The following is a 26966-nucleotide window of genomic DNA, read 5'->3' on the forward strand; positions in this document are numbered from 1 at the left end:
CTCGGGATCCGGCCTGGACGAGCTGGGTGCCCTGGCAGGCCGCCGGAGAGCTTTCCGACGGGCGGATGCGGCTGTTCGACCGGTCGGGCCGGATGGCTCTGATCATCGGTCGGGATGGCTCGTACGAGGTGCGGGATCCCGAGACGGACGAGCTGCTGCGCGCGGGCGTCTTCGATACCGAGTCGCCGGAGTGGCGCCAGATCGCGCTGTGGCGGGAGTCCGCGTCCGAGAACGCCGGGCCGCAGGTACCTCCGGAGCCTTCCGCGTTGTTCGACGCGTCGGAGTGGGTCGGCGGCGAGCCGATGGACGTTGCGTCCGGGCACGATCCGAACCCGTACCCCGTGTCTGAACCCGCGTCCGCGGATGCCGGTGGTCAGCGGCCTGCTGCTGGCCAGGTCGGCGAGGTTCTGCCGGGCGTCGAGGGTGATCCGTTCGCCGCTGGTGTCCCGGGGGAGGCCGGTCCTGTTGGCGGCGGCCAGCAGGGCGCTGGTTCGACCGGTGCCGAGGGACGGAGAGTCCCAGGACCGGGGTCGGCGGAGCGTCGGGAGTACGCGGTGCGGTTGAGGACCGATTACGAGCAAGAGGGCCTCTCCACCATCGATTTGGCGGCTAGGGAGCAGATCTCCCACGAAACGGTCCGTAGGCTGTTGCGGGAGGCCGGGGCTCGCATGAGGCCGGCAGGGGATCGTTCCTTGTCTGTGCCTGGGGCTGGTTCTGTGGGGCGTCGGGAGTTGGCGGCGCGGTTGAGGACCGGTTACGAGGAGGGCCTCTCCACCATCGATTTGGCGGCTAGGGAGCAGATCCCCAAAACAACGGTCCGTCGGCTGTTGCGCGAGGCCGAGACTCGTATGAGGCCGGCACCGCATCTGTCCTTGTCCGTGCCTGGGCCTGGTTCTGTGGGGCGTCGGGAGTTGGCGGCGCGGTTGAGGGCCGGTTACGAGAACGAGGGCCTTTCCCTCCGGGAGTTGGCGGCTAGGGAGCGGTTCTCCCGCGAAACGGTCCGTATGCTGTTGCGCGAGGCCGGGACTCAGCTCAGGCCGGGGGGAGGGGCTTCTTCCGGCCGGGGACCGTCTGTGGAGTCGGCGGCCGTTGAGCCGGGTTCTTTCGAACCGGGGCCGGGTGGGCAGGGACAGGATCGCCATGTCCAGCCGCACGGGTCGGCCGGTGAGTCGTCCTCGTCCGCCGGGGGTGGTCCGACGCGGTGGGAGAAGGGCAAGTGGCGTGCGGGTCAGGTTCCGTCGGCGGTCGAGCGTGCTCGGCAGATCGCTCGTGAGATGAATCTGCACTATGTCGGTGTCGGTTCCGGCGAGGCTGGTGCGGCTCGTGAGGCCCACGAGCGGAACTTGGGGCGGATCGCGGATCTGTTGGAGCGTGAGGGTGAGGAGGCCGCGCGGCGGCTGGCCCGTGAGTTGCGGGAAACGGATCTGTATCGGGGTTCGGGGACGCGTCCGCGTGGTTTCGGTGGTGCGCCGGGGGACGCGGCGTTCCCGTCGGAAGGCGGGCCGGGTGAGTCTTCCCGGTCCGCTGGGCGAGGCGCGTCGGCCGCGCTGCGCTGGGACGCCGTGGAGCGCGACGCCAGTGGTGCGGTGTGGGGGCGGTTGGCCCTGTCGTTCGGTTCGGTGCTGGTGAACCCGGATTCGGGATGGGCGGTCCTGCGCGGTCTGGACGGTTCGCAGGTGTGGTGGGCCTGGCAGCAGGAGTCGCCGGCCGAGTTCCGGTTGGTGGATCCGACGACCGGTGACTACATGCGGTTCGACGAGTCGACACGGCAGGTGGTGGAGCAGCGGGCCGGGCTGTTCGGGACCGGGGGTGTGCGGTTCGGGTCGCTGTGGCTCGACCACCGCACGGGCCACGCGGTCGTCACCGACGGGACCGGCGCGGCGTTCCGCGGGCCGTGGTCGGCGGTACCGGGTGGGGCTCGGATCGAGTTGCCAGGCGGTCATCTGGAGCTGCAGAGCCAAGGTGGCTGGGCGGTGCGCAGCGACCACAGCGGTCTTGTGCGGATGCACGTCTCGGAGCGCGAGGCACCGGAGGATTGGCGGGCTGAGCAGATCCCGTACCGGGTGGCGGTCCGCTGGCAGGAGCCGACACGCCTGCCGTCGGGTGACGTGACGCAGCTCAGCACGGACGGCCGCTGGTTCCGGTCCGTGTCGCCGGACGGCATCGTGCGCATCACCCCCACCGCTCCCGGTTCGACGTTGTTGGGTGTGCTGCACCCCGGCGTGGACAACGGCCAACCCGGGTTCCGGTGGTACCGGACGGACCTCCGAGGGATCGATCCGGAGGGCAAGCTGATCACGATCAGCCCGGTGCACGCCCGGCTTCCGGTCGAGCAGTACGAGCCCAGTGCGCAGCGGCCGGAGAACGCGCTGACCGCCGCGCTGGATCCGAACGTGCAGGGCGAGATCTCCCCTCCGCCGCTGTGGCGCACCGACAACGACGTGCTCTACCGCAACGACCGGAGGGAACCGCGGGACATCGCACACGCCGGCGGGTTCGCCCCGCAGAACCTCGACAACCGCCACCCCCTCGTTCACGGCGGGGCGCCGGTGAACGTGGACCTCGCCTCTTACGTTGACGGCGGCGGTGTCCGCTCGATGTACGTGGGGGCCAGCCGGAGAGCTCTGCCGGAACTACCCGGTGCGGACGAGGAACACGCGACGGACGGGTATCGCTACGTCGTCCGGGCGCCCGGTGGTATCGACGTGAACGCGACACTGGGCCCGATCGCCGACGAACGCGTGGAGGAGCGGGAGATCGCGTTCGCGGGTGGTGTCCAGCTGCGGTTCGTCGAAGGCGCGGTCCCGCTGGACGATGAGGACCGGTTCGTCCCGAACCCGTACTTCGACCCGGCCGGTGAGGGCCGGTTGAACCTGCCGGACACCGCGGACCCGGCGTGGACGAGCTGGGTGCCCTGGCGGGTCGCGGGGGAGCTTTCCGACGGGCGGATGCGGCTGTTCGACCGACAGGGCCGGATGGCTCTGATCATCGATAGGGACGGCTCCTACGAGGTCCGGGATCCAGAGACGGGCGAGGTGCTGCGCGCGGGCGTCTTCGACACCACGTCGGAGGCGTGGCGGGACATCGACCCGTGGCGGGAGGACGCGACGTCTGAGGAGGACTCGGAGACCGGCAGTAGCTGGGAAGACGCGTCCGACGCCGGGCCGGAGGAACTCCCGGACCCTGTCGCGTTGTTCGACGCGGCGGAGTGGAACGACGGCGAGCCGATGGACGCCGCGCCCGGACACGATCCGAACCCGTTCTCCACGGCCGAATCCGCCTCGTCTGTCGATCCGGAGGAGCGGTTCGGGGAGTCGACGTCCGGACGGATCACGGACGTCGATTCGGAGTCCGACGCCGAGGACGTGGAGCTGCAGAACGAGGTCGTGCGCCGGCTCGGCATCGACGGCCAGGAGCTGTTCGTCTTCCAGGGCGACGCCGAGCTGGTCCGGGCCGTCGACGAGCAACTTCGCGATCCGCGCACCACTCCCGCGCAAGCCTGGGAGCGGGCGGTGCGGGCCCGGTTGGAGCCGTTCGGTCTCCGACCCGCGGACCTGTCGTGGTTCACGGACCTGGTCGACAGGTTGGGCGGCCGCGAGCTCTCCGACTTCTCCCGGTGGTTGCAGGACCAGCACATCGAACCGGCACAGCTGCGCAACGGTCAGCCGGAAACGGGACGCGACGCCGTGGTGCGGTGGCGGTTGCACGTCACCCGCGAGGAACTGTGGGACTTGGCGAACCAGCACGGCGACGCCGGCTCCGTGGTGGCGTTCGCGCGGCGACTCGGACTGGGGCGGGCGTACCGAGCGCTGCTGCCCGAGTACTTCCGGGAGCGGGAGCCGGTCGAGCAGGTGGAGGAGAACCTGCGCGCGTCGGCCGCGCACCTCGGGGTGCCCGCCGACCAGCTGTTCCCGGTCGCGCTGCGGCTCGACGTCGACCCCCTGCACCTGGAAGCGGCCCGCAGCGTGGTCCAGCGGGTCCGCGAGGGCCTGTCGCCCGAGGACGTGGCCGACCGGGTGTCGGGCCATCTCGGGCACCTCGGACTGGGGCTGGAACACCTGCCGCTGCTGGACGAGCACTGGTTCGACACGGACTTGCCGAACCTCCCCGGAGTGCTCGACCACGCCGGTGTCGGGTTCGAACACGTGCACTCGTTGCAGGAGGCCGGACTCCGACCCGCTGACCTGATCGACGATCCGCACGTGTCGGACACGCTGCGGAGCCTGTTCGAGCGGTCGCAGCCGAGTGCGCTCGACGTTCGGCGCGCCCTGCTGGACGTCGGCCCGGAACACGCCGCCCTGGTCGAGCAGCCGTGGTTCGACATGCCCGCGCTGTTGGACCTGGCCCGCCGGCTCGACGTGCCGTTCGCGACCCCCGAGACGGCCCGGCTGGCGGAGTACTGCGAGCACCTCGGACGCGTCCCGAGCGAGCTGCCCGGCCTGGCCGAGCGGTGGAGCGTGCCGCCCCAGCGCCTCGGTGAGCAAGCCGTTCGCCTGCGGCTGGAACCGGGCGAACTGCGGGAGTTCGCGGCCGACGACACCCTCGTGGCCCGGTTCGACGAGCTGCTCGACCGGTTCGGGCTGTCGCCGCACGAAGACGGCCCGGTGTTGTTCGGGCGGATGCACCGGCTGTCGGTCGGCCTCGACGAGTGGGAGGACTTCGGCTGGTTCCTGGCGCGCCGCCGCCGCATCGGCCTGTCGGAGCGAACCGGCCTGCCCGCGTTGCGCGAAATCGGCGACCTCTCCGAGGAAGCGCTCGCGGACCGGGTGCGCGAGTGGCGCGACACCACCCGCGAGATCCGGGACGCCTGGTCGAACCCCGATCTCCGCGCCGAGGTCGCCGCTCTGCTGCACGTCGACCCGGCCATGCTGGAACTGCTCGACACGCACACGTGGACCGAGCACCGCGGACCGTGGGCGGGAGTGTTCCCGGAGCCCGGTGCGATGGCCGAAAGTCTCGCGGAGCACCTCGCCGATCACGGCCTGCGCGCCGAGGATCTGGCTTGGTTCCAGGGCATCCTGCCGCAGGTGTCCCTCGATGATGCCCGTGCCTTCCAGGACCACCTGCACCGTTCGGGTGCGGACGTGGCGGGCTTGCGTGCGCTCGGCGTGGAAGCGGGCCGGGACGCGGTGGCGCGCTGGCACCTCGGGATCGGCGTGGACGAGGCGCTCCCGAACGGGGTCAGCCCCAGCGTCCTGGCACACTTCTCCAGGTTGATGGGGCTGGACGGCCCGCAGCTGCGGGACTTCGTCGAGCAGGTCCGGGAGTTCGGTGGCTTCCCGCTGGCCGTGTACAGCGCTTCGACATCCTGGGGGGTCGGCCCGGGCCTGGTGTACCGCGTCGCGGCCGAGTTGGGGGTCCCGTCGCAGTCGTTGTACGGGGTCGACCTGTCCTGGCTGGGCCAGTCGGTGTCGCGCCACCCGGAGCGGGTCGCCGCACACGCGGTCCGGTCCTGGATGGGGGTGTCCGGGTTCGCGCCCGCAGACTTGGCCTACCTCGGGGACGGACGCCCGCTGGGCCCCGGTGACCTGGCGAGTTTCCGCGACTACCTCCACCGGCGTGGCATTTCCGTGGACGAGCTGCGCGACGATCACGGACGGGCCGGAGACCTGGTCTCGCGGTGGCGTGGGTGGACGGGCGACGATTCCTCCTCCCGCGAGGCCGAGCCGGTGGAAATCAAGTTGTTGCGGAGCAGTCTGGACGACCTCGACTGGTTCGGACCCCACGAAGCAGAGAGGCTGGTCGCGCTGGCGAAACGAACCGGGGAGAAGTTCCACGGAGCGGACTACGACCCCGGGCAGGACCTCGTGTCCCTGAGCCGGGAGCTGGGACGGATTCCCGACGAAATCCCGGCATTGGAGGAGATCACCCGCCACGAGGCCAGTCCGGTCGAGCAGCGCAGCGGCGTCGTGCCCGCCCCGGTCCTGTTGCGCGCGGCAGAGGCGCTGCGCGCCGAGCCGGTCCACCTCGTCACGCTGTTCCACCACGACCTGATCGCGTTCGGGAACCGGCTGGGCGGGCACCGGGCCTGGATCGAGACGATGGCGGACCGGCTGCGGCTGCTCGGGCTGACCACCCCGGCGGCATGGGCGGACTTCGCTCACCTCGTCGACGGTCTCGGCCACCACGGGTGGCAGGACCACCGGTGGTTGCTGCGTTTCCTGCGGCGCAACGGCTGGACCCCGCAGCGCCTGGCCGCGGCGACCGACGAGGAGCGCGCGGCGGTGCTGGCCGACTACCGCGCCGCCGGTCGCCCCGATGTGCGGATCGAGGCGCCGCTCCCAGAGCCCGATGTCGCCGGATCGTCGCTGGCGCGAGACCTCGCGAGCATGAACCTCTCCGACGACGAGCCGCCGGTCCACCATCCGCTGGCCACGGGACCGGAACCCGTCGACAGCCCACCCGCGTACGCCGAGCACGATCCGCAGTTGCCGCGGTACGACGAAGTCCCGCGCGACCTGCCGGACTACGACCGGGACGTGGTGGGCCCGTCGCTGGACGCGATGATCCGGGCGGTGCTGGCGGGCACCGCGGACGCGGAGCTGGAACACGCCACGGTGCGGACGGCAGTGGTCGGGACGGCCGAGGCGCTGGGGGTGAACCCGTTGCACCTGCGGCCGTTCCTGCCCGGTTTCACCGGGTTGCGCAGTGTCGATGAGGCCGACCTGTTCGTGCGCAGCCTGCACGACGTCGCCGCCTTGCTGGGGGCGGAGTCCGCAGCGGACCGGGCGTGGCTGTTCCGGTTCGTCGACGACCCGGCGGTGACCGGCACCGGCCCGAACCGGCTCGGGCCCCTTCAGACGCTGAACGGGCTCGGATTGGTGCAGAACCTGTTCGACACGACGCTCGGCGAGCTGCGCGGGCTGGACGAACTCGCCCTGATCGAGCGGTGGGGCGACATGATCGACGCCGTCGAGTCGGAGCTCCAGCCGGGCGAGACACCGTCGGACGGGCCGGGCATGCGCGCCGCGCTCCACGAATTGGCCTCCCGGTTGCTGTTCGCCGACGGGGACGACTACCGCGCGTCGTTCGGGAGCCACGACGTCGCCGAACTCGTGCGACTGGGTTCCCGGCTCGGCCTGGGCCCCCGTTCCTACGAGCTGATCGACTACGCGCGGGAGATCGGCCGCGTGCCGGTGGAAATCCCCGAGCTGGCACGGGAACTCGGGCTGTCGGAGACCGACGGTGCGACCCTGCTGGACGCCGCGCGAACGTTGGGCCTGCAGGACCCCCGGCGCCTGCACGTGTTCCGGGAGGATCTGGCCGCGCTGTTCCGCGGCGATGCCGCGCCGGACGTCGATCGCTGGGCCGACGATCTGCGGGAGCGGCTGATCGACGACGGACTGCCCAACGACGGCGACGATGCCACGTTCGTCGACCGCATCGCGAGGGTCGCCGACGAGCACGGGTTGCGCGCCGATGAGTTCACCGACTTCGACCAGTTCCTGCAAGGCCGGGGTTCGTCGCTGGAGCACTGGCCAGGCTGGGAATCCCAGCAGCACCGCGACGTGGCGCAGTGGAGGGCGGCGCGGCTGGGGATCCAGCCGGCTCGTTTCATGCAGCTGTCGAGCACCGGCCTCGACCACCTCGCGTTGCTGGAGATCGGCGACCGGCTCGGGCTCGGCCGGGACCGTGGGCTGCTGGTCGAGCACAGCGCGCGGGAAGGCGTGCATCCGACGGAGTTCACCGAGGCCGTGCAGCAGCAGGGGCGGGACCCGCGTACGGCGTTGCGGAACTGGGCCGCGGACCGGCTCGGGATCAGCCAGGAGCGGTTCGCCGAGCTGTGGGACGTGCACGGCGTCGATCCGGGCGCCGTGCTCGGCCTCGCCGAGGTGCTCGGCCTGCGCGAGGACGGGACGTTCACCACCGCAGACCTGCTGGAGTTGAGCGTCTTCCTCGGACGCGTGCCGCACGACCTCACCTCCATCGTCGCCTCCGGGCACGAGCGGGGCGCGGACAGCCTCCGCGAGGTCAAGCAGTGGGTGCAGGGTTGGCGGAGCGCCGGGCACCCGCGTGACCGGGTCCGGGACGGATACCAGGCGGTGGACTGCGACTACTGGATGTCGGGCACCGCCTGGCCGGAACGAGTGCGGGCCCACCACTTCCAACGGGGTGTGGAGCTGGTCGAGGACGCGCGACGCCGGGGACTCGTCGACAGTTCTCCGGGGCACGTGACAGAACTAGTGGCAGAACTGGCGGCCGTCGACGCCGCGGTCCAGGGGCGGCTCCAGCGGGATTGGCCCGGTTTCGAGGACGATCTCACCGCCGGGCGCCACGACGCGGCCGTGGTCGCCGCCGTCACCAACGCCGGTCTGCACCGTCTCCCAGTGGTGCCCGCCGGACTTGAGTTCTACGCGCCGTTCTGGCACGTGTCCGACGACCTGACGCCGGGCACGGTGTTCGAACACCCGGGGTTCGTCTTCGCCAGCGCACACCCCCAGTTCGCGGGACCGGCGCACGCCGTCTACCGCCCAGCCCCCGGACGGTCGTGGACGGCCGCGCGGATCATCCCCGGACAGCCGGTGCCGATCGCGGGCTTCCCGCTGGGCACCCGGTTCCGGCTGGCCTCGGTCGAGCAGGTCCCCGCAGCCGACGGGCAGACGGTCACCCGCCTGGTCTGGGAGGAGTACCCGGAGGATGGCGACACGCCCCCCGGCACCGAGGCGAAACGACCCGCCGACGACGACGCCCCCGGACGCGGCCCCAAGCGTTCCCGGTACGAGGAGCCGTCCACCGGCGGCCCGTACCCCGAACCGTCCGAACAGGACGACCGGACCGGATCCAGTGCTCCGGGCGACGACCTGACCCGGCGGGCCGAGCACCTGGGCCTGCACGACACGGCCGAACCGCGTTCGACGACGGGGATCGAAGCCTGGGAGCGCTACCTGCGCGCCCGTAGCGAGTTCAGCAGGCTGGTGGCCGATCCCGGGATCCGGCGGGCGTTGCACAGTCTGGGCGAGTCGAGCACGGGAACCGGCCACCGCAGGCAGGCCCAGGCGCGGTGGGACGAAGCTCAGGAGGCGTTGCGGCAGGCCGAGGAGAACCTGCGTTCCCTCGGCCACGACCCGGACACCCTGTTCGCCGAGTACAGCGCGCGGGAAGCCGAGCAGCGCGCGGCACGGCACGCAGCGGGCCACCCCGGCGGCGGGAGCGCCCCGAACGCGGGCGAGGACAGCAGGTCCGAGGTCAGCTACGACCCGGTGAGAAACCTGACGCGGTACACCACGCTGCACGGGCGGCAGCGGGGCGAGGTCGCACTGGTCGACGCCGACGGTCGTGTCGTGCGGCAGCAGATGAACCTGTTCACGCCCGACGGAGCGGCGCTCGGGCAGGTGCACCTCGACGACCGCACGGCGACCAGCGGCCGCGCCGAACACCACCGCCTGAACGGGGAAGTCGTGCCGCTGCGGTGGGAGCTCGTGTCGCAGACCGAGTTCCGGCTCGTGGACCCGGAAACCGGTGACTTCCAGCGGTTCGACGCGCCGACCCGCACGCTCGTCGAACAGGGCTCGGACGATCCAGGGGCGGAGTTGCCGCGCCGGTTCGGCGTGGACCGCGAACACCTGGAGATCTTCGCGGGAGACGAGGACCTGGCCCGCGCGGTGGAGGTCGCGGCGCGCCGCGACCGGACGCGCGCCGACGCGGACCTGTGGGAGGAAGCGGTGCGCGAGCGGCTCGCACCGTTCTCCCTGACCCCCGCGGACCTGCCGTGGTTCACCGGAGCCGTCCGCGATCTGGGACCCCGCGCGCTGTCGGACTTCTCGCGCTGGCTGGCGGACCAGGGGCTCGATCCGCGCCAGCTGCGCGACCTCGGACCCGAGGCCGGGCGGGACGCCGTGCTGCGGTGGCGCCTGAACGCCGGCCCCGAGGAGTTCCGGCGCCTGGCGGCCATGGACCCCGACGCGGCCGAGCACCTGGTGGCACTGGCCAGGAGGCTCGGACTGGACGAAGTGGACGAACAACTCCTCGTCGGCCACTTCCTCGCCGTCGGACCGCACGTCGTGCGCGAGGACGCCCTGCGGTCGGCCGCCGAGCGCGCCGGCGTGCCGGAACGCGACCTGTTCAGGGTGGCGTTGCGGCTGCACGTCGACCCCGCGGTGCTGCCGGCCGCGCGCAGCGTGCTGCGCGACGCGGTCGACGGGCGGACGCCGCCCTCCGCCATCGCCGGTCGAGTGGTCGGCCGGCTCGCGCAGGTGGACCTGGGGCCGGAGGCGCTGGGAACGCTCGACGAGCACTGGTTCGACGCACTCGACCCGGGGCTGCGCGAAACCCTGGAAACGGCGGAAGTCTCGGTCGCCGACATCGGTGCGCTCGCCGCCGCGCGCGTGCAGCCGCGCGACCTCGCCGTGGACCCGGACCTGACCGCCCGGGTGCGCCACCACCTCCGGTCCGGGTGGACCGACCCGGCCCGCATCGTGCTGGGCATCGACGCCGAGCACGAGCCCGTCACCGCACGTCCGTGGTTCGACGCCGACGGTCTGCTGGACCTGGCCCGCCGGATCGGGGCGACGCTCGCCTCGCAGGAGATGACCGAACTCGTCGACTACTGCGTCCACCTCGACCGGATACCGCGCGAGATCCCCGCACTCGCCGACGAGTGGGACATCCCCGCGTCCCACCTCTACGAGTGCGCGCGCACGCTCGGCGTGCAGCCCGGCGCCGTGCGGGAACTCGCGCCGCTGCTGCGGGACGGCCACGACCAGGTGGCTGACGCCCTCGACGCGCTGGGGGTCACCTTCGACGAGGTCGGCGGCGAGTTCGTCGCCCGGATGCACCAGCAGTCCATCGCACCGGCGCAGTGGGAGGACTTCCTCCAGTTCCTGGAGAGCCGGGGACACTTCGACAGCGACGGGGACGCGGTGCTCGTCGATCTCCACCGCTTCGACGACGTCGAGCTGGCCGAGTTGGCGGGGCAGTGGCGGGAGACCTCGCGCGGCTGGGCCGAAGTCTGGTCGGACAGCGACTTCCGAGCGGACGTGGCGCGAGAACTCGGAATCCGTCCGCAGTACCTCGACCTGTTGGACGCGCGGGCGTGGGTCGAGGCGGTCAGGACGCGAGTGGATGGGGCACCGGCCCCGGCCGAGGCGGCGGACGCGCTGGCCGACGTGCTGGCCGAGCACGACATGGAACCGGCGCAGCTGCGCTGGTTCCACGGCCTCGTGTCGAACGTCTCCCCGGACGATCTGGCGCGGTTCCGCGACTACCTCGACGGTTTCGGCGTGTCGCACCCGAACGAACTCGGGACGAACCCGGGGCGCGACGCGGTGAGCCGGTGGCGGCTGGACGTCGGACGGGACGAGGAGTTCCCACCGGACGCGGGGCCGACGGTGCTCGCGCGCTTCGCCGACCGCATGGGACTCGATCCCGCAGCCGCACTGGACTTCGTGCGGGAAGTGCAGCGGTTCGGGGAATTTCCGCCCGCGGTCCGGGACATGTCCGAGACGTGGCGGGTCGCTCCCGGCGTGGTCTTCCGGACCGCGGACCGGCTGGGGGTCGAACCGCGGGATCTGCGGGTCCACCTGTCCTGGCTCGGGCAGTCGGCCTCGCCCACCCCGGAACGCGTCGCCGCGCACGCGGTGCGGACCTGGACGGACCAGCTCGGGTTCGAGCCCGGGGACCTGGAGTGGTTCGGTGCCCGGCACAACGTCGGGCCGGGCGAGCTGGCGAGCCTGCGGCGGTTCGCCGAGCAGCGCGGCACGTCCGTCGCAGACCTGCGCCGTGATCCGCGTCGCGCCCACGACGTGGTGACCGAGTGGGCTGCCGACCTCGCGGCGCGGACGCGGACCGACAAGCCGGGCCAGGAGCCGAGCCGGCAGTGGGAGGACAAACGCCGGCAGTGGGTGGACAAACTCGGCGGCCTCGACTGGTTCGTCGCCGGGCGCGATCCGGCCCGGCTGGAGTCGGTCCTCGAACGGACCAATAAGCTGCGGGGGCAGGGCTACGCCGCGGCGCGCACCGACCTGGCCGACCTGGCCCGGACGGTGCGCCGCGTCCCGGACGAGATCCCGCTGGTGGCCGCCGGGATCGGGGTGCAGCCGTCGACGCTGCTGCGCGCGGCTTCGACGCTCGGCGCGGAACCGGTCCACCTGGCCGCGCTGTTCCCCCGGGAACTGCTCGCATTGCAGAACCCCCGCTCCGGGGAGCAGAACTGGGTGGAGACCATGCGCTCCCGGCTGCGGATGCTGGGACTGGACCGTCCGGCGGCCTGGGCCGACTACGCCGAACTCGTCCGTGATCTGCCCGCCGGAATGGCCAGCCACACCCGGTTCCGGAGTTTCCTCGACGTCGTCGGTCTCGAACCGCGCGATCTCGTCGCAGCGCCGGACTGGGTGCGTGAGCGGGCGCTGGGAACGTACCGCGCCTTCGGCGAGCTGCCGTCGTACGAGGCCCGGACCCGCCTGCGCGAGTGGCGCCGGGCACTCGACCGCGCCAGGAATGGGCGCATCGACGAGCTGCCGGACCCGTGGGGAGATCTCTTCCACCGTGCGCTCAACGATGCGCAGCAGGACGCGGCTGACCACCTCGACAACGAGCACGGCGCGAGGTACGTGCCGCTGCTGACGATGTCCGGGATGACCGGAAGGCTCGCCTCGAACAGCTGGCGCATCTCCGCCGAGCAACCGACCGGGACGGCATCGGTGGAGGTGACGCTCGGGGAGCCGTCAGCGCCGCCCGCCTACGCCGAGACCGACCCGGTGTGGAACAACGGACCGGTCCCGGACTACACACCGGACACCCCGCCCCCCTACGACGCGGGGGCGGAGCTGCGGAGCATGCTCGCCGAGGAGGTGGACGCGTGCGTGCTGGACCTCCCGCCCGACGAGGTGGACGCCGCGCTGCCCGGTGTGATGCGGGCCGCGACCGAACTGGGCGTGAACGAGCTGCGGCTGCGCCCGTTCCTGCGCGCGTTCCTGGGCATCCGGGAGTCCGCGGCGACCTCCGGGGCCGACGAGACCGGGCTGCTCGTGCGCAGCCTTGAGGGCGCCGCCGCCCTGCTGGGCGCGCATTCCGACGCCGAGCGGGAGTGGTTGTTCGGCTTCGTCGGTGATCCGCTGGTGACCGGGACCGGTGCTGCGCGCCTCGATCCGCTCCAGGTCTTCGACGCGCTCGCCGCGGCGCAGGACCGGTTCGGCGTCACCCTCGCCGAACTCCGCGAGATGGACGGCGCGGAACGGCTCGCGCGGTGGGACGACATGGTGGCCACGCTTGAGCACGAGGGCGACGACTTCAGGAACGGCAACGCGACCCCGGACGCGCCCGAGAGCTTCCGGGACGACCTGGCGTGGTGGGTGAACCTGTCGGTGTTCGGTCCCGACGGCGGTGACCTCGACGTCTTCGGCGAAGGGGGTGTCGCGGCACTGGCCCGGCTGGGCACCGAGCTCGGCATGGGGCCGCGGCCGGCCCAGCTCGTCGAGTTCGCCGAGGAACTGGGCCGCCTGCCCGAGGAACTCCCCGACCTGCTCCGGGAAGCGGGCCTGCCCGAGAGCGAAGGCGCGTTCCTGATCCGGGCCGTCCAGGTGCTCGACCTGAACGAGCCGCGGCACGCGCTGGTGTTCGCCGCCGACCTGCGGCAGCGCGTCGAAGCGGACACGGGGCTGTCGGCATGGTTGGACGGGCTGGCCGACCGGTTGGCGGTCGCCGGGCTGCCCCTGCACGGCGGGCAGCTGCGCGTCGCCGACGTCGCCGAGCAGGCGTACCGCACGGGTGTGCGCGCCGAGGAGTTCGCCGACCTCGCGTCGTTCCTGGACCGCACCGGATCGGGACCGCTGCCGAGGTGGGCGGCGCAGGACGCGGACTCCGCGCGAGCGGCCGTCGAGCACTGGCGGGCCGACCGCCTGGGCATCACGCCGACCCGGTTCGCGCGGCTGGCCCAGGCGCCCGGTTTCGATCCCACGGCCGTGGCGTCGGTGGCCGACCAACTCGGTCTCGGCGGCGAACGAGCACTCCTGGCCGAGCACAGCGCCCAGACGGGCACCCCGCCGAGCGCGCTCGCCGAAGCGTCGCGCGACCCGCGCACCGCGCTGCGGGACTGGGGCGCCGACCGGCTCGGGGTGCCCCCGCAGCGCTACGCCGCACTGCGCGAGGCGGTCGACGTCGGCCACCTCGTCGGTGTGGCGGACGAGCTGGGGCTGCCCGCGCGTGCCGCGGACCCGGCGGTGTTCACCGCCGCCGACCTGGTGGACCTGAGCACTTTCCTCGGTCGGCTCCCGGACGACGTGGTCGGCCTGATCGCGCGGCGCGGCGCGGAGCCGCAGACGCTGCTGCGCCAGGCCCGGGACTGGCACGCGGGGTGGCGCGACGCCGACGACCCGCGTGGCCGGGTGGTGGCCGGCTACCGGCCGACGCTGTTCGACCACCTCGCCTACCAGAACCTGTGGTGGCCGCAGGAATGGGCCGCTCGCGTCGAGCGGGGCCGGTGGCTGGCGCGGACGCATGGTGAGAGGGCGTCCGATGCGGAGGCGACGGACCTCGCCGCGCTGGACGACGCCGCGTGCGGCGTGCTGGCGCACCGTTGGCCGTCGTTCGACGCCGACCTGGTCACCGGCCGGGGTACCGCGGCCGCCGTCGCGTCGCTGATCGACTCCGCGCTGCGCAACGCGCCCCGGTACGACGGCGGTGAACTCCACCGGTGGCAGGCGTGGCCGCACGACGACTACCAGGTCGGTTCGGTCGTCGAACCCGGTGGTTTCACCTTCGCCACCGCCGAGGCGGGAACCGGTGTCCCGGCAGGAGCCGCGCACGTCGTGTACCGGCCGGCCGCGGGGCAGCCGTGGCGGTTCGCGCGGACGGTTCCGGGACAGCACCACCTCACCGCCGGGTTCCCGCTGGGGACCCGCTTCCGGGTGGTGTCCGTCGAGCCGGTCGCCGACGGCAGCCACCAGCACACCCGGGTCGTGCTCGAAGAGCACCGCGATTCCGGCGGTGACCGGCCGGAAGGCCCGAAGCGCCCGGCCGAGCACGGCCCGGAGGCGTCGCGGAAACAGCCCCGCCAGGATCACCCGCAGCAGCCGGGCACGACGCCGGGAAGCCCCCGGCCGGGCCGGCTGGACAAGGAGAAGTGGCGCGAAGGGGAGATGCCGCCGGACGCCCAGGATGCCTTCGCGATCGCGGCGGCGGTCGGGCTGCACGTCGGCTTCGATCCCGCAGCGCGCCAGCGGCATCTCGGGAACATCAGTGCGTTGGCGGCGACGTTGCGGCGCGATGGGGAACAGGCTGCTCGGGAGCACGCCGAGCGTCTCCGGGACACCGACCCGCTGTACGCGGGGCGGCGGACGAATCCCGCGCGGCCCGGTGGGCAGCGGCCGGCCGAGTCGGCCGATTCCGGTGAGTCCTCGCGGGCACCGGGTGCGCCACCGGCTCCGGAGACCGGTGCCGAGCCATCCGGCACCGAACAGTCCACTTCGGATCCGTCCACTTCGGACCCAGTGACCGGTGAGCTGTCCGGCCTGGGACTGGACGAGGACCGGCTGAACGTGGTGCGCGCCGAGCTGGCCACCCTCGCCGGGGACGGGCACGTCGAGGACAGCACGCCGGACGTCCTCGGCAACCCCGGTGTGCGCGAAGCGCTCCAGGCGATCCACGACAACCTCGGTCGCCTCCCCGAACCCGCTGCCGAGCGGCTGCGGGCGTGGCTGCACGACGCGGTGGCCGCCACGTCGGTCGTGCCGGTGCGCGAGTCGGCGCCCGCGGTGCTGGGCGATCGCGGTCCCGTGCACCAGCGGAACGCGGTGCGGGTGATGTCCCCGAACCGGCTGGAGACCATGCTCGTCGAGATCGCCAAGTCCGTGGAGAGCCGGACCGACCCGTTCGACGTGCGCTGGTCCCCGCTGGAGCACTCCGGCTACCGGCCCGACGCGGGGCTGCCGGAGCGGCTGGTGCGGTTGTCCCTGGTCAACCTGACCCCGGGTGCCCGGCGTCGGCTCGGCGAGGACCCGCTGTTCCAGCGGTTGCTGGGCGACGACGAGGCGCTGGTGCACTCGCTGTTCGCTTCCGGCGGTCACGACGAGCAGCACTTCCTCAACACCTGCGCGGCGGCGGCCACCAACACCTCGGTGCTCGGCCGGGTGCCGACGACGGCCGGTCTGCTGCTGGTCGGCCGGGACCTCGCCGACCACGTCGAGCGGCTGGTCACCCACCCCACTCCGAAATGGGCCGCAGCTCTGGACGGGCGGGACCGGGTCTTCGGCCGCACCGTGCGGGAACTCCTGACCGACCGGGTGGCCGAAGCCCGGGAGGTCTTCGACGCCGTCGAGCAGCGCGCCCGCGAACTCGCCGACCAGCGCATCGGCGACCCCGCGGAGTGGTCGAACCTGACCCGCCGGTGGGGCCGCGTGATGCAGAAGCTCTCCGCGGTCGTCGACCCGTCCGGCGGGCCGGACTCCATCCCGGTGTTGACGAAGAAGGTCATCGCGGGCCGGTGGGGCCGCAGCGCCGTCGTCTCCGCGCCGCTCATGGTGGTGGACCGGCCGGTGCGGCGGTTCTCCGGGATCGACACCCTGGCCTACGAACGAGCACTGAGCACCACGCTGGCCGACGACGCTCTCGCCCGCCGCGACACCCTCGTCACCGACTGGGTCGACGAGCACGGGGCCGACGAGTGGTGGCGGCGGGTGCACCGCAGCGGCGGGGTGGCGCTGGTCGAACCGCTGCAGATGCACATGCTCTGGCTGGAAGCCGTGCGGCGCGACGGTCAACCGACCTTTCTGCTGTACGATCCGGAGAAGGCGCACCCCGACCACTACAGCGTCCAGGCCGCGCTGGCCCGAGCCCGCGCGCAGCGCACCAGGATGGAACTCGCCGACCTGCCGGACCGGCCCTACCGCGATCGCGCGCCCGGTGCGGTGCCTTCCGCGCACGAGCCGGACCGCACCGGTCGGTCCACGCCGCGGGAGCCGGGCCCGGCCACAGCGGACACTCCTGCCGAGTCCACAGTGGATGACCAAGGAGGCCGATCCGCTGTGGAAGACGCAGGTGTGTTCACCGCGGAGGGTTCGGGGACGGACTCGGCGTCATCGGAGGCGTCCTGGCACACCTCGCGACGCGAACCGGAATCCGGGTCCGACGCGGCGTCGCCGAGCGGGGACGCCTCGGGCGGTGACACCGGGACCGGGCACGCCGAACCCGCCGAGGACTCGACGAGCCAGGACGCGGACGAATCCGATACCGCCGACACAGCGTCGCAGCAGTCCGTCCCGGCGTCGCCCGCCGAGGAACTCGCCGCGCTCGGCCTGGACGAGCGGCGGTTCACCGAGGTCCGCGAACAACTGCGCGCGTGGGGCGACGTGGAGGTGCACGACCGCCGCGCCGAGGTCCTCCGGGACCACGGGTTGGCGGCCTCGCTGCGCCGCGTCCGCATCAACTCGGATGAGATGCCCCTGCTGGAAGCACGCCTGCTGCGGAACCTCCTCGCCGATGCGGTGCTGGCCACCGCGCTGGTGCCGGTCCGCGCCGGCACCGCCACGGCCGCGCCGTTCTCGCCGCCCCGGCTCCGCGCGGTGACCGACACCATCGGTGACCTCCTCGACCAGGGCCGGAACCCGCTGCACGCCCGCAGGTCGCCGCTGCGGCACCTGGACTACCGGCCGGAGGAGAGCGTCGCGCGGCGATGGTCCCGCCTGTCGTTGGTGAACGTCAATGCCTACCTGCGGCAGCAGATCCTCGCCGACGCGCTGTTCCAGAGCCTCCACGACGACGAACCCGTCCTCGTCGAGGCGATGTTCGGCGGCGACGAGGTGCGCGGTTTCCTCGCCGGGCACGGCCTGGACGTGGGCGCACTGCCCACCGTCGCGGGACTGCTGCACGTGGGCCGCGCCGTGGTGCGCCACCTCGACGAGGTGCTGACCGACCTGGCGGTCAGAGCCGAAGCCACTCATCTCGACGCGGACGTCCGGCAGGCGCAGCAGGCGTTCGACGAGATCGAGCAGCGAGCGCAGGACGCCTTCGACAGCATCGAGCGGACCGCCCGCGCGTTCGTCCGCGCCCAGCAGCGCAACGGTGACCCCATCGACCACGAGCAGTGGGCCGATCTGGCGAGGACGTGGACCGCCACGATGCGCGAACTCGTCCCGGGCGAGGGAACCGCGCTCCACGGTCTCCACCTCGCGCTGTCCGACGAGCGCGTCCTCCCGCGCGAGGAAACGCAGAGCACGTCCGGGTACGAGGCGGACGCGGACACGTTGTCTTCCGGGGTGGGGTCGTCGAGCGCGGACGTTCCCGCCGAGTCGGACCGGGACGTGTCCGGACAGGACGAGGCGGAGACGCGGCCTTCCGAGCCTGAGCCGTCGAGCGCGGAAGCACCCCCCGAACCGGTGCACGACCACGCGGACCCGCAGCAGGAACCCGGGTTCCCCCGCTCCGCGCCCGACCGGGCGAGTGCGCCGCCGTCCTGGACCACCACCGAATACCGCCTGGTGACATCGGACGCCGAAGCCGCCCGGCCGTTCACCTACCGAGCACCGCAGCGGGTGGTCGAGCGCGGTGACGCCTTCCCCCGCTACATCGGGGTGCGGCCCTTCGAGACCGACCCGCACCCACCGTTGCGGATCTCCGGGGACGCGACGCTGGCCATCGCCGCGCACGGTCACGACGCCAAGGAGGTCTACGCCGCGCCCGAGGTGGTGGCGAAGGCCAACGCCGAACTCGAACGCATCGGCGGTTCCACGCTGAGCCTGGACGAACGGGTCTCCGTCGAGTTCGAAGTGGACGGACGCACCCGTCGGTTGTTCCGGGTATCGCCGAAGTTCAACGGAGGCCCCGACGACATCTCGACGAGCTTCTCCGAGAAGGTCCTCGGCGGCACGCACACCCACGCCGTCCTCTACGACGGCCGGCCGCCGCACGTCGGCGGCACCGGGCAGGTCAGCAAGGCCGTGATCGGCCCGAGCAGTGGTGAAACGGAGTTCACCGGCACGCACCAGCTCGCCGCCGGTCTCGCCGAAGCGGCCCGGAACCCCGAATTCGCCGGCGACGTGGAGTGGGCGGCGGAGCAGGTCAGGCGAGGACGCCGGGTGCGGCAGCCGGACGTGCCGACACCGGGCGAAGCCTACGGCCGCGCCTTCCCCCGCTCGGACGACTCCGCACTGGCGCAGCGGTTCGGCATCAACGAGCACGCCCGACCGCGCGTGGGCGAGGCGTACCTGATGCAGGCGATCGCGCACGGCACCACCCCGGACGGCCAGCGCCGGTACTCCGTCGACTACTCCCAGCCGGGACCGGACGGCGGGGGGCAGCCGGTCGAGAAGTGCACGCACTTGCGGTTCGCGCCGGTCGTGCTGGAAAGCGCGGACGGCAACCACCACATCGTCCTGGAGAACCGCTTGCGGCGGAGACAGGACCGGGAGTTCCTGCGGTCCGTGGTCGACGAGAACGTGCGGTACTACGCGCAGCACCCGGACGAACTCGCCGAGATCATCAGCCGGGAGGACGCGCTCGCCAGGCAGGCGGACCAGCTGGACTACCGGGAGGCGTTCGCGCGCAGCATCTGGCAGCAGATTTCGCCCGAATCGGACGCCGGACGGCGGAACGCGGCGCACGGCGACGCGGTGCGCGCCCTGTCGGGACTCGTCGGCGACGAGTTCGGCCGGAGCGCGGACCAGTGGTGGTTCGAGATGTTCGGCAGGGCCCCCGGGGAGTCGCTGTTCGAGTCCGACTCCCACCTGGGCGACAAACCGAATCCGCTGGTCCTCACCGTCGTCGCTGAGCACGGCGACCCGCGCCGTGAGGTCGAGTTCGGCTCCGGCGCCCGCGATCTCGACGACGCCGCGGCCGAGATCATCGGTAAGTTCGTGCGGAAGCTGGCGGTCCGCACCGCGTGGGAAGCGCGCAACGGCGTGCAGTTGCCCGAGGTCCACGTCACCGTCGAGTCGCTGCCCGAAGAACTCGCCGCCCGCGACCAGCGGGCCGCCGCGGTCGTGCGGGCGTTGCGCGAGGCCGCGCGTTCGTTCGGTGCGGAGACCGCGACTCTGCCGGTGGTCGTGGACCACCGGGTGCGCGACGTCGAGGCACTGCGCGCGGAACTGGCGCAGTTCGGGGCGGAGGACGAGCCGATCCGGACGGCGGTGCGGCTCGAAGCGCGCCTCCCCGAGCGAGAACCGGACCTGCCGGACGCCGAACGGCTCGCGGAGCTGGCGCGCAGCACGGGGCTGCACCGGCCCAGCGCGCTGGAAAGGCACCTCCGGAAGCAGACGCAGGTCACCGACGACGAGATCGACCGGATGCGCGAGATCGTCCGCACCGCGCGGCAGCTCGACCCCGTCCGAGGCGACGACGAGGAGTGGCTGACCGCGGTGCGCCGGGTCTCGGACGTGCTGCGCCGGGAAGGCGGTGCGGAGGACGGCTTCGCACCCGAACACCTCGACCCGCTCGTGCGGCAGGTGTTCGGCCTGGCCCCGGACGCCGAGGTCCACCCGTGGGACCGCCGCAGGCTGGTCGACCTCGTCCCGCACGCCAAACGCTCCGGACGCCCCGTCACGATCGCCCGCCTGGTCGCGGCGGCCCGCACCCACGGCTGGCCGCCGGCGGAGCCGCCCACCGAGCCGGTCGCACGGGAACGGCTGAGCACGAGCTCGCACGCCCCGCGCGAGGTGCCCGCCACGGCGAGCGAGCACGGCTCCGGTGAGCCGGCCGCGGAATCGTCGCGGGAGCAGCACCCGGGGCAGCCGGACGGCGATCGTCGCCCCGGTCCGTCGTGGGTGGCCAAGGGCAAGTGGCGGGCGGATGCGGTGCCGCCTGCGGTGGCAGGGGCCGAGCGGATCGCGCGCGAGTTGCGCCTGAACTACGAGCCGGGGGTGAGCGGCCGGGGCGCTCCGGGGCCGAGTCGCGGCGATCAGCACGAGGAGAACGTGCGGAAGATCGCGGAGGTGCTGGACCAGCACGGGGAGGCCGCTGCTCGGGAGTTCGCGACGAAGTTGCGCGACACCAGCTCGTTGTACGAGGGGTGGCGCAGGCGTCGCGTCGGTGGTGCGCCGCCGCAGGACGTCCCGGCTTCGGAATCCGATGGCTCCGGGCCGTCGGGTTCGCGCGGTGGTGCGGGCACTCGGCCGGAGCCCGACGTCGAGGAGCCCGACCTGGGCGAGGAGGTCGCCCGGGAGCTGGGCGTTGACCTCCGGCATCTGGCGGTGTTCACCGCGGACGTGGAGTTGGCGCGGGCGGCGGAGGCCGCGCTGCGGGATTCGTCCGCATCGGAGGCGGACGCGTGGGCGCGGGCGGTGCGCGACCGGTTGGCGCCGTTCGGCTTGCGGCCCGGGGCTTTGCCGTGGTTCACCGGTCTGATCGACCGGCTGGGTGCTCCGGAGCTGTCGGAGTTCTCGCGGTGGTTGCGGGACGAGCGGATCGAGCACCGGCAGCTGCTCGACGACCGACAGGGGCGCGGTGCCGTGTTGCGGTGGCGGCTGGGCGCCAGTGCCGGGGAATTCCAGCGGTTGGTGGATCGGCAGGGCAGTGTCGAGTCGGTCGAGCCCGTGTTGAAGTTGGCGGAGCGCCTCGGGCTGGGTGCGACGGACAAGGCGTTGGCGATCGAGTACTTCGCATCGTCGAGCCCGGTCGACGTGGTGGCCGAGAACCTCCGGTCGGTCGCGGACCGCGTGGGCGTGCCGGCCGAGCAGCTGTTCCCGGTCGCGTTGCGGCTGGGCGTGGACCCGCTGCACCTGGAACCGGCGCGGAGCGCGGTCGAACAGCTCGGCCAGGGCCGGTCGCCCGGCGCCGTCGCCGAGCTGGTCCGGGGTCGGCTCGACCGCCTCGGTCTGGAGCCGGGCCAGCTCGGGTTGTTGGACGAGCACTGGTTCGACGCCGAAGTGACGGATCTGCCCCAGCTGCTCGACTCCGCCGGAGCCCGAATCGAGGACGTCTCCTGGCTGTGGGCAGCCGGATTGCGGCCCGCCGACCTGCTCGGGGACGAGGACGTGGTCCGCAGGATCAACGATGGACTGGACGCGGGATCGCCGGACGCCCACAGCGCCATGCTGAGCATCGGCCCGGACCGCCGGTTCCTGCTCGAACGGCCGTGGTTCGACCCGGATGCGTTGGTGGAGCTGGCCCGCCAGGTCGGGGTGCGGTTCGCGTCCGACGACATGACGGCCTTGCTCGACTACTGCGAACACCTCGAACGCATCCCGTCCGAGCTACCGGAGCTGGCCGAAGAGTGGGGGGTTCCGGCCGCGGACGTCTACGCCCTCGCGCGGGACGTGCGGCTGGAGCCCGGTGAACTCCGCAGGTACGCCACGACGGACGATTTCGTCGACCAGCTGAACGAGGAGCTCAAGTCCTTCGAGTCGCAGATCGGCGAGGACCCGGCCGCGTTCTTCAACCGGGCCCACCGGCTTTCGGTCGGCGTCGGGGAGTGGGAGGACTTCGGCTGGTTCCTCCAGCGCCGTGGCCACATCGGTCTCGTCCAGGTCGAGGGATTCTTCATGCCTGGCCCGGGGTCGCCCGCGTTGCACGAGATCGTCGACCTCTCCGAGGAGAGGGCGGCGGCGCTGGTGCGGGAGTGGCGGTCCGCCACCGCGGCGCTCCGGGAATCCTGGTCCGATGCGGGCTTCCGCACCGAGGTGGCCCGCCTGCTGGACGTCGAGCCCACTGCGCTGCGGCTGTTGGACCCGGACGCGTGGTCCGCGCACGGCGGGCCGTGGGCGGGGGCCTTCGCGGAGGCCGGGGCGATGGCCGACACCGTCCGCCGCGGCCTCGCTGACCACGGCCTGCGGCCGGAGAGCCTGACCTGGTTCCAGGGCGTCCTGACCCGCCTGGGCCCCCAGGACGCGGAGAGTTTCCAGGAATACTTGTGGCACTCGGCCGCTGGAACCGACCACCGCGAGAACGGAGACGCGGTGGGGCTGCTGCGCCGGCTCGGCGTCTCCGGGCGTGCGGCGGTCGCCCGTTGGCGTCTCGGCCTGGCCCTGGACGACCAGTTGCCGCAGAGGCTCGACCCGGTGGTCCTGGCGCAGTTCGCCCAGCGCATGGAGCTGGACGACGAGCAGACCCGGGACTTCGTCCACGAGGCGCGAGCCTTCGGTGGCTTCAACCTGGCCGTGTTCGGCGTTGCGCAGGCGTGGCAGGTCGGACCGGGACCGGTGTACCGGGTCGCGCGAGAGTTGGGGGTCTCCCCGGAGCACCTGCAGGTGCACCTGCCGTGGCTGCGGGAGTCGGCATCGCCGAATCCGGAGCGGGTCGCCGCGCACGCGGTCGGATCGTGGATGAGGCCGTTCGGGTTCGAGCCCGCGGACCTGGCGCTGCTCGGGGCGCTGCACCGGGTCGGGCCGGGAGAACTGGCGAGCTTGCGGGAGTTCCTGGACCAGCGCGGGATGTCGCCGGCCGAACTGCGCACCGACCACCACCGGGCCCACCAGCTGATAGCCGGTGAGTGGCGCCCGTCGTTGCCCGAGGTGGAGGACGAGGTGTGGGACGAGGTGTGGGCCGCTGCGCACTCCGCTGGCGAACAGCGGCCGTGGTGGGGCGAACTCGTGCGCTTGCACGGGTTCCGCCCGACCGACGCCGGTCGGCTGGAATCGCTGGCGCAGCTGGAGGAACTGAAAAAGCTCCACGATCGGCCCTACGACGCCACACGGGATCTGGTGTCGCTGACCCGGAGGCTGGGGCGGGTACCCGACGAGATCCCGTGGTTGGCGCGCAGGACCGGTGAGGGCACCGAGATCTACCCGGGCCGCAGGGCCGGCGTGCAGGCGGCGACGTTGTTGCGCGCGGCGGCGGCGCTGGGCGCGGAACCGGTGCACCTGACCACGTTGTTCCCGCGGGACCTGATCGCTTTCGCGAATCCCCGGGGCGGGCAGCAGGCTTGGATCGAGGCGATGACGGACCGGTTGGGTCGCCTCGGGTTGACCTCTCCGGCGGCGTGGGCCGATTTCGCCTACGTCCTCGACGGGCTGGGCCACACCGGTTGGCGTGACCACGTCAGGTTGCAGCGTTTCCTGGAAGAACGCGGCACGTCCCTGCGGCAGCTGGTCGCGGCGGGCGAGGACGAGCGTGCGAGCGTGCTGGCGCAGTACCGAGCCCGTCACGGCGACTCAGGGGCACCGGAGGGAACAGGCGGTGATGACGCCGCGGTGCCGCACGTCGCGGGTGTGGAAATCCGCGACGAGGTGCCGTCCGGCTACGACCCGCTGGCTGCTCCGCCGGAACCCGGTGCGGGAGAGCGACCGCCCGAATACGCCGACCACGACCCGCAGCTGCCGCGGTACGGCCAACCGCCCGGCCGTCCGCCGAACTTCGAGCTCGATGTGGTGGATCCGTCGCTCGAAGAGATGATCCGCGAAGAGCTGCGCGGTCTCGGGGAGCCGGAGCGCGGGCTCGATGACGTCCATGCCGCGGTGCTCGACGCGGCCGAGGTGCTGGGAGTGAACCCCCTGCACCTGCGCCCGTTCCTGCGCGGCTTCATCGACCTCGGGTTGGGTGGGCAGTTCGACGGGTTCGTGCGCGGCCTGCGGGACGCCGCCGCACTGCTGGGCGTAGAGTCCGATGCCGACCGGGCGTGGCTGTTCCAGTTCGTCGACAACCCCGCGGTGACCGGGACCGGCCCGCAGCGGCTGGGACCGCTGCAGGTGTTCGACGCATGGGCGCAGGCGGAGGAGTACTCCCACGTCTTCGCTGATCGGGATCGCCGGCCCCGCGTCCCGCTCATGCGCGAGTTCCGGGAGATGGACCAGGCCGGCCAACTCGAAAAATGGTACGGCGTGGTCGAAATGCTGGGGACCGACTCCTGGGAGAACTACGTCGCACCCGCGGAAGGCGGCCCGGTGTGGCGCGACCACCTCGACCGGTGGCTGAACGACCGGCTCGCCCCGTCGCGGAACAGCCGGGAGTCCTTGAGCGCGCTCGGCGAGGATGCCGTCGAGGCGTTGGCGAGGCTGGGGACCCGGATCGGCTTGGGACCGCAGCCGCACGAGCTGCTCGCCTACGCGAGCTACACCGGTCGCGTTCCGGAGGAGATCCCGGAGCTGGCCGGGCGGATCGGGTTGCCGGAGACGGACGGGGCGGTCGTCCTGCGGGCGACGTATGTTCTCAGGCTCCATGATCCGCGGCACCTGTTGGTGTTCGACGGGCACCTGGCCGACTTGCGGGCAGGACGTGAGCTCGACGTCGAGCGATGGGCTCGGGGTGTGCTGGAGGAGCTGGCTCGCTTCGGGGTGTCCGCTCAGGACGGTGGTGTTGCGGGCCTCGCGGAGTTGGCTCACGCATCGGATGTGCGGGCGGCCGAGTTCGCCGATTTCGACCGGTTCCTGCGGGAACGTGGTTCGTCCTTGGCGCACTGCGCCGGGCTGACGCCGGGGGAGCAGGCGTACCAGGTGTCGTCGTGGCGAGCGGATCGGCTGGGAATCAGTCCGGGGCGGTTCATCGAGCTGATGGGCGCTCCGGAATTCGACCACCGCGCGCTGTCGGAGACGGCCGAGCGGCTCGGACTCGGTGACGACCGGGGATTGCTGGTCGAGTACTGCGCGGAAACCGGCGTGTCCCCGGAAGGATTCGTGCGTATCGCGCAGCAGGCGGGGATGGACCCGCGCACGGCGTTGCACGACTGGATCACCGATGAGCTCGAACTCACTCCGGAACTGTTCGATGAGTTGCGGGATGCCCACGGGCTGGCGCGCGCGGCTGATGTGCGGGTCGAGGAGTTCGCCGATTTCCACCGGTTCCTGCGGGGGCGCGGTTCGTCCTTGGCGCAGTGGGCCGGACTGCCGCCGGTGCAGGCGGCGCGTCAGGTGTCGTCGTGGTGGGCGGATCGGCTGGGGGTCAGTGCAGATCGGTTCGTCGAGCTGTTGGGCACTCGGGGATTCGACCACCGCGCGCTGCGGGACCTCGCGGACTGGCTCCGTCTGGACGCGGCTGACCGGGGGTTGCTGGTCGAGTACAGCCTGGCGGCCGACGAGCCTCCGGAGGTTTTCGCGCAGTGGGCGGAGACGGACCCGCACGCGGCGTTGCACGAGCGCGTCATGACCGAACTCGTACACATTTCGGACCTGTCCGACGAGTTGCAGCGTCTGATCGCTTCGGACTTGCAGGGGCGGCCCGGTTTCGACCCGATCGGCGTGCTCACGTTGGCGAACCGGCTCAACCTGGACGACGGTGCCCGGACGCATCTGTTCACCACCTACCACCTGACGCAGTTGAGCGTCTTCCTGGGTCGCGTCCCGGACGAGCTGACAGCGATCCCGCCGCAGGAGCGCGATTCCCTGTTCCACGAGATCAGGCAGTGGCTCGACGGATGGGGGGACCAGGACGATCCGCTTCGCCGCGTTTCGGACGGGTACCAGCCCACCCCGTTCGACATCTGGACGTACCACAGCCGCTGGTCCGAGCCGCAGTGGGAGGCCCGCCTCGAACGCGGTCGAGCCCTCCGCGAGCATGTGGCGGGCGGGGAAGAGCAGGCCGATGGCGACCAGGTCGCCCAACTGCTGGCGGCCGTCGACGACGCTGTCAACGGTCGGCTCGCTGCGGTGTGGCCGGGTTTCGACGAGGACCTGGCCAACGGGGTCGCCAACGCGGCCGCGGTCGCGTCGGTGATCAATGCCGGGCTGCGGTGGCTTCCGCCGTACACCGGGGCGGAGGTGCACCAGACCGTCCAGGAGGCGCCCGGCGACCTCCGGCTGGGCATGGTGACAGAGCACCCGGGGTTCGTCTTCGGCACCGAGCACGGCACCGCACCGGGACCGGTGCAGGTGGTCTACCGCCCGGCGCCCGGCAGCGACTGGGTGTCCGCCCGGGAGATCCCCGGCCAGCCGCAGCGGACCGCCGGGTTCCCCCTGGGCACCCGGTTCCGCCTGGTGTCGGTCGACTACGTCGCGGACCCCCGCGGCGGCAGGCGGCCCGCACGCATCATCTGGGAGGAACACCCCGAACCCGAGGACGGCGACACGTCGCCGGAGCAATCCGACTACGACGACGAGTGGTCGTGACAGCCGGGGCCGCTGCCGCGGCCCCCGGCCACCGATCAAGCCCGTGGCCGGCGGCGAACAGCGATC

1 protein-coding gene (running past one end of the window) is annotated in these 26966 nt (G+C 72.4%); it reads left to right on the plus strand.

Translation table 11 applies throughout. The features are described 5' to 3' along the window. On the plus strand, positions 1-26900 hold the 3' portion of the coding sequence (locus NV263_RS10245; protein ID WP_263252514.1) for a scabin-related ADP-ribosyltransferase. It extends 15982 nt beyond the left edge of the window; only the last 26900 of its 42882 coding nucleotides appear in the window; its start codon lies beyond the left edge, outside the window; the stop codon is at positions 26898-26900. Positions 26901-26966 lie beyond the last annotated feature (66 nt).

This window comes from Saccharopolyspora rosea (assembly GCF_025643595.1).
Lineage (GTDB): Bacteria > Actinomycetota > Actinomycetes > Mycobacteriales > Pseudonocardiaceae > Saccharopolyspora > Saccharopolyspora rosea.